The 13,560-nt window shown below is 71.6% G+C and carries 13 protein-coding genes; 4 read left to right on the forward strand and 9 right to left on the reverse strand.

Annotated features, from left to right (window positions below):
• Window positions 1–51: 51 nt before the first annotated feature.
• Window positions 52–876, forward strand: a complete 825-nt coding sequence (gene otsB, locus D7147_RS01015; RefSeq protein ID WP_120673343.1) for a trehalose-phosphatase — start codon at window positions 52–54, stop codon at window positions 874–876.
• A gap of 49 nt (window positions 877–925) precedes the next feature.
• Here otsB and D7147_RS01020 read toward each other — a convergent pair whose 3' ends face one another.
• The 4 genes from D7147_RS01020 to D7147_RS01035 all read right to left on the reverse strand — a co-directional run bounded on the left by D7147_RS01020 (window position 926) and on the right by D7147_RS01035 (window position 5,921).
• Window positions 926–1,696 carry an isoprenyl transferase gene (locus D7147_RS01020; protein WP_120673344.1) on the reverse strand — a complete coding sequence of 257 codons (771 nt, stop codon included), beginning with the start codon at window positions 1,694–1,696 and terminating at the stop codon, window positions 926–928.
• 31 nt (window positions 1,697–1,727) lie between these two features.
• Window positions 1,728–2,870, reverse strand: a complete 1,143-nt coding sequence (locus D7147_RS01025) for an NAD(P)/FAD-dependent oxidoreductase (protein ID WP_120673345.1) — start codon at window positions 2,868–2,870, stop codon at window positions 1,728–1,730.
• 290 nt (window positions 2,871–3,160) lie between these two features.
• Window positions 3,161–4,039, reverse strand: coding sequence for a hypothetical protein (locus tag D7147_RS01030; RefSeq protein WP_120673346.1), 879 nt, complete (start codon window positions 4,037–4,039; stop codon window positions 3,161–3,163).
• Window positions 4,040–4,076: 37 nt separating this feature from the next.
• Window positions 4,077–5,921, reverse strand: coding sequence for a phosphoenolpyruvate carboxykinase (GTP) (locus tag D7147_RS01035; RefSeq protein WP_120673347.1), 1,845 nt, complete (start codon window positions 5,919–5,921; stop codon window positions 4,077–4,079).
• A 452-nt stretch (window positions 5,922–6,373) separates the two neighbouring features.
• On the opposite strand from D7147_RS01035, the gene D7147_RS01040 reads away from it, so the two are divergent.
• Together D7147_RS01040 and D7147_RS01045 are read left to right on the forward strand one after the other, a co-directional pair.
• Window positions 6,374–6,910, forward strand: a complete 537-nt coding sequence (locus D7147_RS01040) for a GtrA family protein (protein WP_120673924.1) — start codon at window positions 6,374–6,376, stop codon at window positions 6,908–6,910.
• A gap of 63 nt (window positions 6,911–6,973) precedes the next feature.
• Window positions 6,974–7,669, forward strand: a complete 696-nt coding sequence (locus tag D7147_RS01045) for a GtrA family protein (RefSeq protein ID WP_120673348.1) — start codon at window positions 6,974–6,976, stop codon at window positions 7,667–7,669.
• 139 nt (window positions 7,670–7,808) lie between these two features.
• On the opposite strand, the gene D7147_RS01050 is transcribed toward D7147_RS01045, so the two are convergent.
• Both D7147_RS01050 and D7147_RS01055 read right to left on the reverse strand, forming a co-directional pair.
• On the reverse strand, window positions 7,809–8,381 hold the full coding sequence (locus D7147_RS01050; protein ID WP_120673925.1) for a PH domain-containing protein: 573 nt from the start codon (window positions 8,379–8,381) through the stop codon (window positions 7,809–7,811).
• Between the two features lie 152 nt (window positions 8,382–8,533).
• Window positions 8,534–9,409 (reverse strand): biotin--[acetyl-CoA-carboxylase] ligase, encoded by an 876-nt coding sequence (locus tag D7147_RS01055; protein WP_120673349.1) that lies wholly within the window; start codon window positions 9,407–9,409, stop codon window positions 8,534–8,536.
• An 86-nt stretch (window positions 9,410–9,495) separates the two neighbouring features.
• Here D7147_RS01055 and D7147_RS01060 point away from each other — a divergent pair, with 86 nt between their 5' ends.
• A complete protein-coding gene (locus D7147_RS01060; protein ID WP_120673350.1) occupies window positions 9,496–11,079 on the forward strand; it encodes an acyl-CoA carboxylase subunit beta in 1,584 nt (527 codons plus the stop codon).
• A 37-nt stretch (window positions 11,080–11,116) separates the two neighbouring features.
• On the opposite strand, the gene D7147_RS01065 is transcribed toward D7147_RS01060, so the two are convergent.
• From D7147_RS01065 to D7147_RS01075, 3 genes are all read right to left on the reverse strand, one after another.
• Window positions 11,117–11,992, reverse strand: coding sequence for a hypothetical protein (locus D7147_RS01065; RefSeq protein ID WP_120673351.1), 876 nt, complete (start codon window positions 11,990–11,992; stop codon window positions 11,117–11,119).
• The gene (locus D7147_RS01070) at window positions 11,985–12,485 is read right to left on the reverse strand and encodes a SigE family RNA polymerase sigma factor (protein WP_120673352.1); all 501 of its coding nucleotides are present in this window, start codon (window positions 12,483–12,485) and stop codon (window positions 11,985–11,987) included. Before D7147_RS01070 ends, D7147_RS01065 begins: the two co-directional genes overlap by 8 nt.
• Window positions 12,486–12,548: 63 nt before the next feature.
• On the reverse strand, window positions 12,549–13,532 hold the full coding sequence (locus tag D7147_RS01075) for a ketopantoate reductase family protein (protein WP_120673926.1): 984 nt from the start codon (window positions 13,530–13,532) through the stop codon (window positions 12,549–12,551).
• Window positions 13,533–13,560: the final 28 nt, after the last annotated feature.

Consider the following 13,560-nt stretch of genomic DNA (forward strand, 5'->3'; position numbering starts at 1 on the left):
GGCCCCGCTCAGCCACGAATGAGCCCGCGATGCCGGGGTACGCTGACGCGCGTGCCGCCGTTGAATCTGGGAAACCAGCAGCCGAGGACCCCTTTGAGTGCCGACGACGCCTGGCGCGCCAACGCCGACCGGGCGGCCGGAACCGTGCTCTTCTTCGACTTCGACGGCACGCTCGCGCCCGTCGGCGACGACCCGACCGCGGTCCAGCCCGCACCGAGGGTGCTCGGCGCGATCGAGGCGCTCGCCCCCCTCGTCCGACGGATCGCGATCGTCTCGGCCCGACCGGTGGACTTCCTCCGCGATCGCCTCGGTGGCCTCGCCGGGGTCGACCTCTACGGGCTCTACGGCCTGGAGCACAGCCACTCCGGCGGCGAGACGGTGACCGAGCCGGCCGCGTTGCCGTGGGTGCCCACGATGGCCGAGCTGGCCGAGCTGGCGCGCACCGAACTTCCCGCCGGCACCCTCGTCGAGTTCAAGCGGCTCTCGGTGGCGCTGCACTGGCGTACGGCGCCCCAGCTCGGCGAGGCGGTCCAGGAGTGGGGCCAGGCCCAGGCCGACCGGCTCGGGCTGCGGGTGCAGGGCGGGCGGATGGTGCTCGAACTCAAACCCCCGGTCGACCGGGACAAGGGCATGGTGATCGGCGAGGCGGTCCGGGACGTGAACGCGGCCTGGTACTTCGGCGACGACGTCTCCGACATCAAGGCGTTCGCCGCGCTGCGCGCCCGCGCCGCCGCCGATCCGAGCTTCCTCGGCGTCTGCGTCGCGGTCGCCAACCCGGAGACCGGTCAGCAGGTGGCCGACGCCGCCGACCTCACCATCGACTCACCCGCCGCGCTGGGCGACTTCCTCGCCGAGGCCGCCCGGCACCTCGCCTGATACCGCCGGCACCTCACCTGACCCGGCCGGTGCCTGCTCGGGCGGAGGGTCAGCCGCCGAAGCGCCGCTGGCGGTTGGCGTACGAACGCAGCGCCCGGAGGAAGTCGACCTGCCGGAAGTCGGGCCAGTTCAGCTCGCAGAAGTAGAACTCCGAGTGCGCCGACTGCCAGAGCATGAACCCGGAGAGGCGCTGCTCGCCACTGGTCCGGATCACCAGGTCCGGGTCCGGCTGGCCGCGCGTGTAGAGGTGCTCGGCGATGTGCTCGACGTCCAGCACCTCGGCCAGCTCCTCGATGCCGCCCCCGGTCGCCGCGTGCTCCAGCAGCAGCGAGCGCACCGCGTCGACGATCTCCCGCCGGCCGCCGTACCCGACGGCGATGTTGACCTGGGCCCCACCGCTACGCCCCCGGGTGCGCTCCTCGGCCGCCTTGAGCGCGGCGGCGTGGTGCGCCGGAAGCACGTCGAGCGCGCCGACCATCCGCAGCCGCCAGGGGTTGCCCTCCTCGGCCAGCTCCGTGGTGAGGTCCTCGATGATCTGGAGCAGCGGGTCCAGCTCGGCGGCCGGCCGGGTGAGGTTGTCGGTGGAGAGCAGCCAGAGTGTGACATGCCCCACGCCGGCCGCATCGCACCAGCGCAGCAGCTCCTTGATCCGCTCGGCGCCCATCCGGTGGCCGTCGTTCGGGTCGACGAAGCCCATGTCCCGGGCCCACCTGCGGTTGCCGTCGCACATGACGCCAACGTGCCGGGGCACCGGCTTACCCACGAGCTTCGCCTTGAGGCGGCGCTCGTACACGGAGTAGACAAGGTTCCGCAGAGACATCACCTAGCAGCGTAGCGACCTACCCGAGGCATCAGCGCCGCGGAGCCTCATCCCGCGCCGGGAGACCGATCCCAATCATCGCGAGGGTGCGGGCGTCCAGCCGTCCGTCGCCCAGCCCGAGCTCCACGACGCTCCGGTAGACCCGGTCGTCGCGCCGGGCGGCCCGGACCGCCGCGTCCACCACCCGCCGTCGCCGGGCCAGCCAGGCCGCCAGTGAGCTGTGCCGCAGGTGGGTGCCGAGCCGACGGCGGAGCGAGTCGGCGTAGCGTCGCACCGCCCGTTCCGGCGTTCGGGCCGCCGCGGCGCCCGCGAGCGCCCCGGAGAGCAGGGCGTAGAAGATCCCCTCGCCGGTGAACGGATTGATCAGGGAGAGCGCGTCGCCGGCCAACAACACCCGCTCGCTGCCGGGAGCCGGGCGGTGCGTCGACAGGGGCAGATGATGCGCGCGCAACGCCCCGACCCCGGCCGGATCGGTCCCCGGCAGCAGCGTGGCGAGCCGGTCGAGCAGGTACGCCCGGCTCAACGGCTCCCCCCGCAGCACCTCCCCGTACCCCACGTTCGCCCGCCCGTCGCCGATCGGGAACGACCAGGCGTACGCGGGCCACCGGGCACCGGAGGTCACGATGAGCTGCTCCGGCGGCCCCGGAAGGGCCGGAGCGTATCCCCGGATGGCCAGCGCGAGATGCCGGTCCGGGTTGACCGCGTGCCCGAGCAGCCGCCGGACCACCGACCCGGCCCCGTCCGCCCCGACCACGACCCGCGCCGCGATCTCACCGTCGAGGACGACCCGGCCGTTGGTCTGCTCGAAGCGGCGTACGGTGTGCCGGCGCAGCTGCGCACCGGCCGAGACCGCCGCGGCGACCAGCCGCGCGTCGAAGACCTCCCGGGGCACCGTGTACGCCGGGCGGGGAAGTTCCCGGGCGACGGTGCCGCCACCCGGCCCCACCAGCCGCAGCGCCGGCAGCGGCGGATAGCCGGCGACCGCGTCCCGCACCCCCAGCTCGGCGAGGACGTCCACCGCGTGCGCGGCGATCCCGTCCCCGCACGCCTTGTCCCGGGGGAAGTCCGCCCGGTCGAGCAGCAGCACCCGGGCATCGGCACGACGGGCGGCCAGTGCGGCGGCCGCCCCCGCCGGTCCCGCCCCGACCACCACCACGTCGAACTCGTCGCTCATCGCGTCGCCCTCCTCCGGCCTGCTGATCGGGGTCGCGCTCGCCCGGCCGCACCCGCACGAGCCGTTCAGGTGACCAAGCTCACTCCCCCATCCTGCCCGCTCCGCGCCCTCGACCGCCGACACCGCGTCGCCGGGCGCGTCCGCCGTCGGGTGCCCGGCCCGTCGCGCCCGGTCGGGCTCAGGCCATTCGAATCGGGCGCCCCTGGTTTCGCGGTGACCAGATCACCCGGCAGGCTCGGATGCGGAACCGAACCACCGGCCGGTCTCGCCGGAGAGGCAGCGCGACAGCGTCAGGCGACGCCCACATCCCCGTCCGTCGGCGATTCGGCGGCGGCGCGATCGGCACGCCAGACGCCGTACAGCGCCACGCCGGCGGCGACCAGCAGTGGCCCACCGTCCCGGATCAGGCCGTCCAGGCCGAGCAGCCACAGACACAGTGGAAGGTCGACGGCGAGCACCAGGACCGTGACCACGACGAGGAGCAGGCGGGCCCAGCGCCGGCCACGGAGCAGGAAGGCGGTGCAGAAGAGCACCAGGTAGCTGGCGGCGATCCCGGCGCCCAGCCAGAGCAGCACCGCCGGCACGGCGATCAGCCGCCCGTCCAGCACCGCGCCGACGGCGGCCAGCGCCGGCACGAGCATGAGCGGGCTGTACGTGAAGGCGGCCACCCGGCTCGTCAGCAGCCAGCCGCTCGCCTCGGGCCGCCGCGGCGCCACCTCGCGCCAGAAGATGCCGTTGCGGTCGACGACCAGCCGTCGACGATGCCGGACCAGGTGCTCGGCGAGAGCCGGCGAGCGGTAGAGCTGCCAGACCACGGCCGCGCAGAGTGCGGTGAGCAGGGCGAAGCCGGCCACTCCCGGCGCCGGTGGCACGCCCTGCCGGGGCACGATCAGGCGGCCGACCGCGAAGACCGTGGTGACGGCGAGGATGAGCCCGAACGGCCGGGCGATGGTCCTGCCCCGACGGACGTGCCCGATCAGCACCAGGAAACCGAGCGAGCGCAGCAACGCCCAGCCGGTACGGACCGCCAGCCCGAAGCCCTGCTCCGGGGCGTACCACCAGTTGAGCACCTCGACCACGACGGTGGCCGCCGCGGCGGCCGCCAACATCCAGGTCAACGACCGGACGGCGGACGGCCGCCGGACCTCGGTCGCGGCGGCCGTCCTCATGACATCCGATGATGCCCCTACCCGGGGCGCGCTACACCTAGCGCTGCGGCTGTGCCGCGTCGAGCCGGGCGCGCAGCGCGTCCAACTCGGCCCAGAGGACACCGGGCAGCTTGTCGCCGAACTTCTCGAACCACTCGGTGACGAGCGGCAGCTCCTGACGCCACTCCTCCGGGTCCACCTTGAGCGCGATCCGGACGTCCTCGGGCGTCATGTCCAGGCCCTCGACGTCCAACGCGTCCTGCGCCGGCACCATGCCGATCGGCGTCTCCACCGCCTCGGCGCGCCCCTCGATGCGCTCGACCACCCACTTGAGAACGCGGGAGTTCTCACCGAAGCCGGGCCAGAGGAAGTTGCCGTCCGGGTCCTTGCGGAACCAGTTGACGTAGTAGATCTGGGGCAGCTTCGACTCGTCGCCGTCGGCGCCCTTGCCCATCTCGATCCAGTGCCGGAAGTAGTCGCCGGCGTGGTAGCCGATGAACGGCAGCATCGCCATCGGGTCACGCCGGACCACACCGACGGCGCCGGATGCGGCGGCGGTGGTCTCCGAGGAGAGCGTCGCGCCCAGGTAGACGCCGTGCACCCAGTCGCGTGCCTCGGTCACCAGCGGAACCGTGTCCCGGCGGCGGCCACCGAAGAGGATCGCGTCGATTGGCACGCCGTTCGGGTCGTAGTAGTCCTCGGCGAGGATCGGGCACTGGGTGATGGGAGTGCAGAACCGGCTGTTCGCGTGCGAGGAGAGGCTGTCGCTCTCCGGCGTCCAGTCGTTGCCCTTCCAGTCGGTCAGGTGCGCCGGCGGTTCACCCATCCCCTCCCACCAGATGTCCCCGTCGTCGGTCAGGGCCACGTTGGTGAAGACGGAGTTGCCGCGGTCGAGCGTGCGCATCGCGTTGGCGTTGGTCTTCCAGTCGGTGCCGGGCGCGACGCCGAAGAGGCCGTACTCCGGGTTGACGGCGTAGAGGCGGCCGTCCGGCCCGAACCGCATCCAGGCGATGTCGTCACCGATCGTCTCGACCTTCCAGCCGGGGATCGTCGGCTCCAACATGGCCAGGTTGGTCTTGCCGCAGGCCGACGGGAAGGCGCCCGCGATGTGGTAGACCCGCCCCTCCGGCGAGGTGATCTTCAGGATCAGCATGTGCTCGGCGAGCCAGCCCTCGTCGCGCCCCATGACGCTCGCGATACGCAGCGAGTAGCACTTCTTGCCGAGCAGCGAGTTTCCGCCGTAGCCGGAGCCGTACGACCAGATCTCCCGGGTCTCCGGGAAGTGCGAGATGTACTTGGTCTCGTTGCACGGCCAGGCCACGTCCTGCTGACCGGGCGCGAGCGGCGCGCCGATCGAGTGCAGCGCGTGCACGAAGTCCGCGTCGTCGCCCATGGCGTCGAGGATCGACCTGCCCATCCGGGTCATGATGCGCATCGAGGCGACCACGTAGGGGCTGTCCGTGATCTCCACCCCGAACATGGGGTTCTCCGCCTCGACCGGTCCCATGCAGAACGGGATGACGTACATCGTCCGGCCACGCATGGCACCCCGGTAGAGGTCGGTCATCACGCGCTTCATCTCGGCCGGCGCCATCCAGTTGTTGGTGGGGCCGGCGTCCGCCTCGTCAACGGAGCAGATGAAGGTGCGCTCCTCGACCCGCGCCACGTCCGAGGGGTCGGTGCGGGCGTAGAAGGAGTTCGGCTTCTTCTCCGGGTTCAGCCGGATCAGGGTGCCCGCGTCCACGAGTTCGTCGGTGAGACGACGCCACTCCTCGTCGGACCCGTCCACCCACACGACCCGGTCCGGGGTGGTCAGTTCTGCGACCTCACGGACCCAGGCGAGAAGTTTGGGATGGGACGTCGGGGCCTGATCGATACCCCGAACAACAGCCGGAGCAACCATGACACATCTCCTTGTGGTCGACGCTGACCGATCTATGGGATGCACGAGTCTGGGCGGGCGGGAGCCGCTTCGCCTTGTGGAAACCTGGGATTGGGCTCAGCGTAAACCGGGCAGCCTCCCCAGTCAGTGGGACTGGTTGTGAAGAACTGCACAAGGTAGGGACACGCTGCGGCATCGCGATCTGATACCCGTTTCTGCGCGCAGTTTCACGCAAATCTTCGAGAAAACCTTCGACGGCGCGGCATTCGCCGGGGCGTCCCCGGGGCGCCGGCGATCGTCGGCACGGCGTCGATGGCCTCCCCCGTTCGACCCCGCACCGCCGTCCCGGCGATTACGCTCTGTCCATGTCGACCGCGGTCGCCGCGGGTGCCGCCCATGCCGGCCGCACCCGCTCGTCGTTGCTACCGGTGCCGCGTGTCCTCAGCCGGTAGGCTCCGCGTGTGGCCGCGACGATGACGGGAGAGCAAAAGGGCTCTCGACCGACCCGTTCCGGCCCGCTCCGGGCGCTGTTCGACCGTTTCGGTCACCTCATCCACGAGATGAGCAAGTTCGCCACGGTTGGCGGGATCGCCTTCCTGCTCGACTTCGCGCTCTTCAACTACCTGACGGTGATGCAGGGGCTCGAGCAGGTCACCGCGAAGACGATCTCCACCGTGATCGCCGCGACCATCGCCTTCGTGGGCAACCGGTTCTGGACCTGGCGGCACCGCCAGCGCAACAACCCGGCCCGCGAGTACGCGCTCTTCTTCTTCTTCAACGGCGTCGGCCTGGGCATCGCCGTCGCGTGTCTCGCCATCAGCCGCTACGGGCTGGGCAGCCTCTGGCCGGAGGTGTTCCGCACCCCGCTGGCGGACAACATCGCGAGCTTCATCGTCGGCACCGGCCTCGGGACCCTCTTCCGGTTCTGGTCCTACCGACGGTTCGTCTTCCCGGAAGCGGGAACCCCAGCCGTTCCGGAAGTGACGTACGACCGAGACCACGGGGCGTGACCTGCCGCCCATCCTGTCCGGCCGGAGCCTGCCGGCCCAGACCACTGTCTTAAGGTGTTCCGCATGCGTCTTGTCCGTCTGCTGCCCGAGCGCTGGCAGAAGTTCATCCACGAGGCGCTCAAATTCGGCATCGTCGGTGGCATCAACACCGTCATCAATTACGCCGTGTTCAATGCGCTGGCACTGACCGTTTTCGTCGACGGTCAGCTGAAGGCGACGGTGATCGCGACGGTGGTGGCGACCATCACGTCGTACCTGATGAATCGCCACTGGACGTACCGCGATCGTCCGAAATCGGCACTACGGCGCGAATATGTCCTGTTTTTCCTGTTCAACGCCACCGGTCTGCTGATCGAACTCGGTGTGCTGGCCGCGGCGAAGTACGGCCTCGGTGTCACCAGCCTGCTGGCGTTGAACATCGCCAAGACCGGCGGCGTGCTGCTCGCCACGATGTTCCGGTTCTGGTCCTACCGCACCTTCGTCTTCCAGCCCGCGCCGGCCGCGGAGGAGAAGACCTGGCACAGCGTGCCGCGTGACGAGTGGGACACGATGGCCGAGATGGACCCGGTCGCCGAGCTGGCCGAGTCGGTCTCCGAGCTCGAGGAGGCCGAGGCCGCGTCCTCCGAAGACCACCCCAGGCCCACGAACGGCCACACGACACCGACCCAGAAGCGGCTGAACCCGCGGCTCCCCGACGACCTGGATGCCGCCCTGGCCGCCGAGCTCGAGCGCACCACCCACCCGCGCCCCCGCCGCTAAACCCCGCACCCACCCTCCCCCGGTGGGGGCAACCCGGGGCGATGGGGGTGATCATGAAGTTGTTGCCGCCGCGCTCGGCGTGTCGCGACAACAACCTCATGATCGACGGCAGTTCGCCGACGAGCCTGACGCAGGCGGATCAGGCGGAGGGGTCGCGCAGAGGCTTGCCCTCGCGCATGTCGGCCAGGATGTCCCGCATCTCACCGTCACCCAGCGAGTGCTTGTCGTGCTGCTCCTCGACCAACTCGTAGAGCTTCGTCTGCACCTGACCGACATTGGGAACGTCGGCGAGGACGGACTGGCCACGCTCACCGGCGGACTCGATGGTCAGCGTGCCCGCGCCGAGCAGCCGCTCGATGAACTTCTGGCTCATCGAGTGGTCGTTCACCCGGGTGAGCGGGATGTCCCGGCGGTCGCGGGAGAAGACACCGTGCTGGAGCAGCACCCGCTCGTTGGTGAAGAGGTAGTGGGTGGTGCGCCAGACCAGGAACGGCCAGAGCGTGAACCAGACCACCGCCACCAGGGCGAGCGCCCCGATCACGGCCAGCCCGACCGACCCGCCGGTGCCGGCGGGCAGCAGTACCGTACCGACCACCACCGCGGCGACGGCCAGCACCAGCACCACCACCGGCCGGATCAGGGCCTTCCAGTGCGGGTGCAGGTGCAACACGACGTGCTCGTCCTCGGTGAGCACGTCTTCAGGGAACGCCACGCGAACCTCCTCGCAGAAACGGACGCGGTGACCGTAACCGGCCACCGCACATCCGACCATCAGCCGCGCGGTCGGCCGTCACTGACCCCCCACCATCCTGCCGTTCGGCACCGGCCCACCCTGACGGCCGGCGAGCTGACCGGCCGAACCCGTCAGCGCAGGTGCAGGAGGTCGCCGGCGGCCACCTGGCGCGGGCCGTCCGAGGTCTCGACCACCAGCTGGCCGTCCCGGTCCACCCCGGTCGCGGTGCCGGTCAACTCGCTGCCGTCGGGAAGCAGCACCCGTACCGGCCGGTCGATCGTGGCGCAGGCGGCCACGTACGCCTCCCGCAGGCCGCTGGCGACCGCGTCGCCCCCGGCGCTACGCCACCGGTCGTACCAGTCGGCCAGCGCCCGCAGCAGCGCCCTCAGCAGCGGGTCACGGTCGGTGGTCGCCGCGCCGGCCAGCTGCAGCGAGGTGGCCGGCAGCCCGGTCGGATTCTCGGGCAGCTCGTCGGCGCGGAGCGTGACGTTGAGCCCGATGCCGACGACGACGGCCGGTGGCTGGTCCCCGGCCACACCCGGCACCGCCTCGGCGAGCAGACCGGCGCACTTCGCCCCATCGATCAGCAGGTCGTTGGGCCACTTCAGGGTGGCGTCCAGCTCGCCCAGGCGGGCTACCGCCTCCACGAGCGCGACCCCGGCCAGCAACGGCAGCCAGCCGTACGCACTCGGCGGCGCCGCCGGCCAATCACGCTCCGCGACCGCCTCCCCGGGCCGGAGCAGCACGCTCGTCGCGATGCCGGCCCGCGGCGGCGACTGCCACACCCGGCCGCGTCGACCACGGCCGGCGTTCTGCTGCTCGGCGACCACCACCAGCCCCTCGGGCTCGCCCGCCCGAGCCGCCTCGGCGACGTCGGCGTTGGTGGAGCCGGTCTCGGCCTTCAGCTCGAGGCGGGCCCACGGGCCGTACGGGGCGACCAGCGCCCGGCGCAGTCGCGCCGCCGAGAGCGGCGGTCGGTCCAGATCCGTGTACGGAGAGCCCGGCATTCCGCCAGCCTACGGCCGGGGGTGAGCAAGCGTACTGAGGTGTACTGCACAGCGGCGCGGTCCTGAACCATCGTTATATTCCGTGGGTGACTACCGACACCGGGACCAACACTCACACCACCGCCGGCAAGCTGGCCGACCTGGAGCGCCGGGTCGACGAGGCGGTGCACGCCGGTTCGGCGCGGGCGGTCGAGAAGCAGCACGCCCGGGGCAAGAAGACCGCCCGGGAGCGGATCGAACTGCTGCTCGACGAGGGCTCCTTCGTCGAGCTGGACGAGCTGGCCCGGCACCGTTCCACCAACTTCGGGTTGGAGCGGTCCCGCCCGTACGGCGACGGTGTCGTGACCGGTTACGGCACGGTGGACGGCCGGCAGGTCTGCGTCTTCGCCCAGGACTTCACCGTCTTCGGCGGCTCCCTCGGCGAGGTCTTCGGCGAGAAGATCGTCAAGCTGATGGACCTCGCCATGAAGATCGGTTGCCCGGTGATCGGCATCAACGACTCCGGCGGCGCCCGCATCCAGGAGGGCGTGGCCAGCCTCGGCCTCTACGGGGAGATCTTCTTCCGCAACGTACGGGCCTCCGGCGTCATCCCGCAGATCTCGCTGGTGATGGGGCCGTGCGCGGGCGGCGCCGTCTACTCCCCCGCGGTCACCGACTTCACCGTCATGGTCGACCAGACCTCGCACATGTTCATCACCGGCCCGGACGTGATCAAGACCGTCACCGGCGAGGACGTGGGCATGGAGGAGCTGGGCGGCGCGCACACCCACAACACCCGCAGCGGCAACGCGCACTACCTCGCCACTGACGAGGAGGACGCGATCGAGTACGTCAAGGCCCTCCTGTCGTACCTGCCGTCGAACAACCTGGACGAGCCGGTGGTCTACGACGCCCCGGCCGAGCTGTCGGTGACCGACGAGGACCGGGAGCTGGACACGCTGATCCCCGACTCGGCCAACCAGCCCTACGACATGCACCGGGTGATCGAGCACGTGCTCGACGACGGGGAGTTCCTCGAGGTTCAGCCGCTCTACGCGCAGAACATCCTCGTCGGCTACGGCCGGGTCGAGGGGCGGCCGGTCGGCGTCGTGGCGAACCAGCCGATGCACTTCGCCGGCACCCTGGACATCGCCGCCTCGGAGAAGGCCGCCCGCTTCGTCCGCACCTGCGACGCGTTCAACATTCCGGTGCTGACCTTCGTGGACGTTCCCGGCTTCCTCCCCGGCACCGGGCAGGAGTGGGACGGCATCATCCGCCGGGGCGCGAAGCTGATCTACGCGTACGCCGAGGCGACGGTCCCGAAGGTCACCGTCATCACGCGCAAGGCGTACGGCGGGGCGTACGACGTGATGGGCTCGAAGCACCTCGGCGCGGACCTGAACTTCGCCTGGCCGACCGCGCAGATCGCGGTGATGGGGGCGCAGGGGGCGGTGAACATCCTCTACCGCTCGGAGCTGGCGGGTGCGGAAGACCCGGCCGCGCTGCGGGCCGAGAAGATCGCCGAGTACGAGGACACCCTCGCCAACCCGTACGTCGCGGCCGAGCGGGGCTACGTCGACTCCGTCATCACGCCGCACGAGACCCGCGGCCAGATCGTCCGCGCGCTGCGGGTGCTGCGGACGAAGCGCGAGACCCTGCCGCCGAAGAAGCACGGCAACATCCCGCTGTAGCCGGGCTGCCGGGGCGCCCGGTGGGCGCCCCGGCCGGTCAGCAGCGTCGGTCCGCGTCGGCGCACATGCGGCCGGCCACCGTCCTCGCCAGCTCGCGCAGTTGGTCATCGGTGAGGTGCGGCTGGTCGATGATCGGGCGGACGACCCCGGTGGACGGTGTTCCGGCCACCGCGACCAGGTCACCGACCCGCACCACGAAGAGCACCGCTGCGGGCAGTTCCTCCGCGGTGGACCGCACGGGCGAGCTGCTCGGGGCCGTCACCCGACGGAGCAGGAGCGCTCGATCGCCGGCGAAGTCGCGTGCCACCACCTGCCAGCCGTACTCGGTCACGTTCTCGGGCCGCTCGTCCGGCTGAGCCGGCTGCCGCCACCAGGAGCAACTCGACACGGAGCGGTCGAGGTCGGCGAGAATCCGGTCGGCCTCGTCGGCGTTCACCCGGTAGACGTCCTGCGTGAGCACCGATTGCACGCTCTGCCGTCCGTCGGTCTCCGGATGCCGCAGGAGGCTACGAGATCGCGAGTAACGGGACACGACCGGATTCACGGGCAACCCGCGCTGCTGGGCGCACTCGTCGAGCAGCGGATCGACCCGTACCGACTCCCGGGCCCCGGATTCTCCGATCTCGATATCCGCCGGCACCGGCAGATCGGACTTCGACAACAGGGCTTCGGCGGGAACCCCGACACCGGCCGCACCAACCCGGCCCCCGCTCGCGGCGACCGTGCGCGCCTCGTCAGCGCGGTTGACCAACGCCACGGTGGCGCCCGAGAAGACCAGCACCGCAACCGCCGCGGCCGTGGCTCTCCGCCGGCTGCGCCGCCGGGCGCGGGCGCGGATCTCGTCCGGGTCGGGCCAGCGCACGTCCCGCAGGTCCCGCTGCACCTTCTCGACGAACGTCGGATAGTCACGCATCTGCGGCCTCCTCCAGGTCCGAGACGGCGAGCAGCCCGGCGAGCGCGGTGCGCCCACGGGAGAGCCGGGCCTTGACGGTCCCCACCGGGGCGTCGGTCTCCCGGGCGACCTCGGCGACCGGCATGCCGAGCAGGTAGTAGAGCGCGATCGCCGTGCGCTGCTCCTCGGGGAGCCGGCGCAGCGCGGCCACCACGTCGACGGTCTCGGTGCCGGGGCCGGGGGTGGTCTCGACGGCACCGTGCCGCAGGTACGCCCGGGCCCGGCTGCGCAGGCTGCGCCAGCGGCTCACCGCGATCCGGCTGGCGACGACCCGGGTCCACGCCTCCGGGTCGTCGTAGCCGCTCACCGTCGACCAGCGCTGCCAGGCCCGGATGTACGCCTCCTGCACCGCGTCCTGCGCCTCGGCGAGGTTGCCGGTGAGTACGTACACGAACCCGAGCAACCGTTGCCGGCTGCCCCGGTAGAACTCGTCGAACCCTTCGACGTCCGGCACCTGGCCACCTCCCCCGTGCGGTCGCAGTGGACACGCGCCGCACGGTGCACGCGGTTGCCCCGGTCAGCCGAGCAATTTCGCCAGCTCGTCCGGCGGGAATTCGCCGGCCGGGATCCGTTCCCGCACGGCGCGGCGTACCGCCTGCTGCACGGCGGCGTTGGCCGGTGTCGGTACGCCGTGCAGCCGGCCCAGCAGCACGACCTCCCCGTTGAGGTGGTCGGTCTCGACCGCGCCGGCGCCTCGGGCCAGGCTCTGCCAGGTGGATCCGCCGGACCGTTGCTCGCCGCCAACCGGTCGGTGCTGCACGAGGTCGCCGCGTTCGGCCGCCTCCTCCGCCCGGCTGGTGTACGCGATGCCGGCCGCGGCCAGCACCGCCTCGCCCTCGGCCCGGATCCGGCCGGCCAGCTCCTCGGGGACGTCCCGACCGAAGAGCGCCTGAAGCGCGTTACCGAGGTTGCCCAGCAGCTTGCCGTACTTCCAGCGCATGACGTCCGGCCGCAGTGGCGCGACGAAACCGGCGGCGGTGAGGTCGGCGGCGACCGCCCGGTCGGTGTCGTCCGGGCCGGACGGGTAGCGGCCGAGGTGCAGCACCCCGGGATGCGGGTGGCCGTTGGCCACCACGACGCCCGGTTCGAGATGGGTCGCGGGGAGCCAGACACACACCCCGTGCACCCGGGCGAAGAGCCGCAGGGCGGCGGGCTCGTTGGCCACCCCGTTCTGCGCGGTGAACAGGGGCAGCCGCTCACCTGCGGTACCGCCGCCGACCACCGGGGCGTCGACCCAGGCCGCCAGGGCGCCGGCGGTGTCCTGCGACTTGACGGCGAGCACGAGCACGGTGTCGGCCGGCAACGGCCGCCCGTCCGGGCCGTCGAGCGCCGGCAGCCGTACCGTCCGCTCCTGCTCCGGCTGTCGGAGGGTGAGGCCGCGTTCCCGCAGGGCGGTCAGGTGCGCGCCGCGCGCCACCAACGTGACGTCCTGCCCGGCCGTCGCCAGTCGTGCGCCGATGGTCCCGCCCACGGCGCCGGCCCCAATGATCACGTACCGCATGCGGCCCATTCTGCCCCGGGCCGCGGCC

Source organism: Micromonospora musae (genome assembly GCF_003626545.1).
GTDB lineage: Bacteria > Actinomycetota > Actinomycetes > Mycobacteriales > Micromonosporaceae > Micromonospora > Micromonospora musae.

What these genes read in the sequence shown, in the direction of transcription:
- D7147_RS01020 (WP_120673344.1), bottom strand. Translation starts at nt 1,696, where the DNA reads ATGTCTCTGCGGAACCTTGTCTACTCCGTGTACGAGCGCCGCCTCAAG.
- D7147_RS01025 (WP_120673345.1), bottom strand. Translation starts at nt 2,870, where the DNA reads ATGAGCGACGAGTTCGACGTGGTGGTGGTCGGGGCGGGACCGGCGGGG.
- D7147_RS01030 (WP_120673346.1), bottom strand. Translation starts at nt 4,039, where the DNA reads ATGAGGACGGCCGCCGCGACCGAGGTCCGGCGGCCGTCCGCCGTCCGG.
- D7147_RS01035 (WP_120673347.1), bottom strand. Translation starts at nt 5,921, where the DNA reads ATGGTTGCTCCGGCTGTTGTTCGGGGTATCGATCAGGCCCCGACGTCC.
- D7147_RS01040 (WP_120673924.1), top strand. Translation starts at nt 6,374, where the DNA reads ATGACGGGAGAGCAAAAGGGCTCTCGACCGACCCGTTCCGGCCCGCTC.
- D7147_RS01045 (WP_120673348.1), top strand. Translation starts at nt 6,974, where the DNA reads ATGCGTCTTGTCCGTCTGCTGCCCGAGCGCTGGCAGAAGTTCATCCAC.
- D7147_RS01055 (WP_120673349.1), bottom strand. Translation starts at nt 9,409, where the DNA reads ATGCCGGGCTCTCCGTACACGGATCTGGACCGACCGCCGCTCTCGGCG.
- D7147_RS01065 (WP_120673351.1), bottom strand. Translation starts at nt 11,992, where the DNA reads ATGCGTGACTATCCGACGTTCGTCGAGAAGGTGCAGCGGGACCTGCGG.
- D7147_RS01075 (WP_120673926.1), bottom strand. Translation starts at nt 13,532, where the DNA reads ATGCGGTACGTGATCATTGGGGCCGGCGCCGTGGGCGGGACCATCGGC.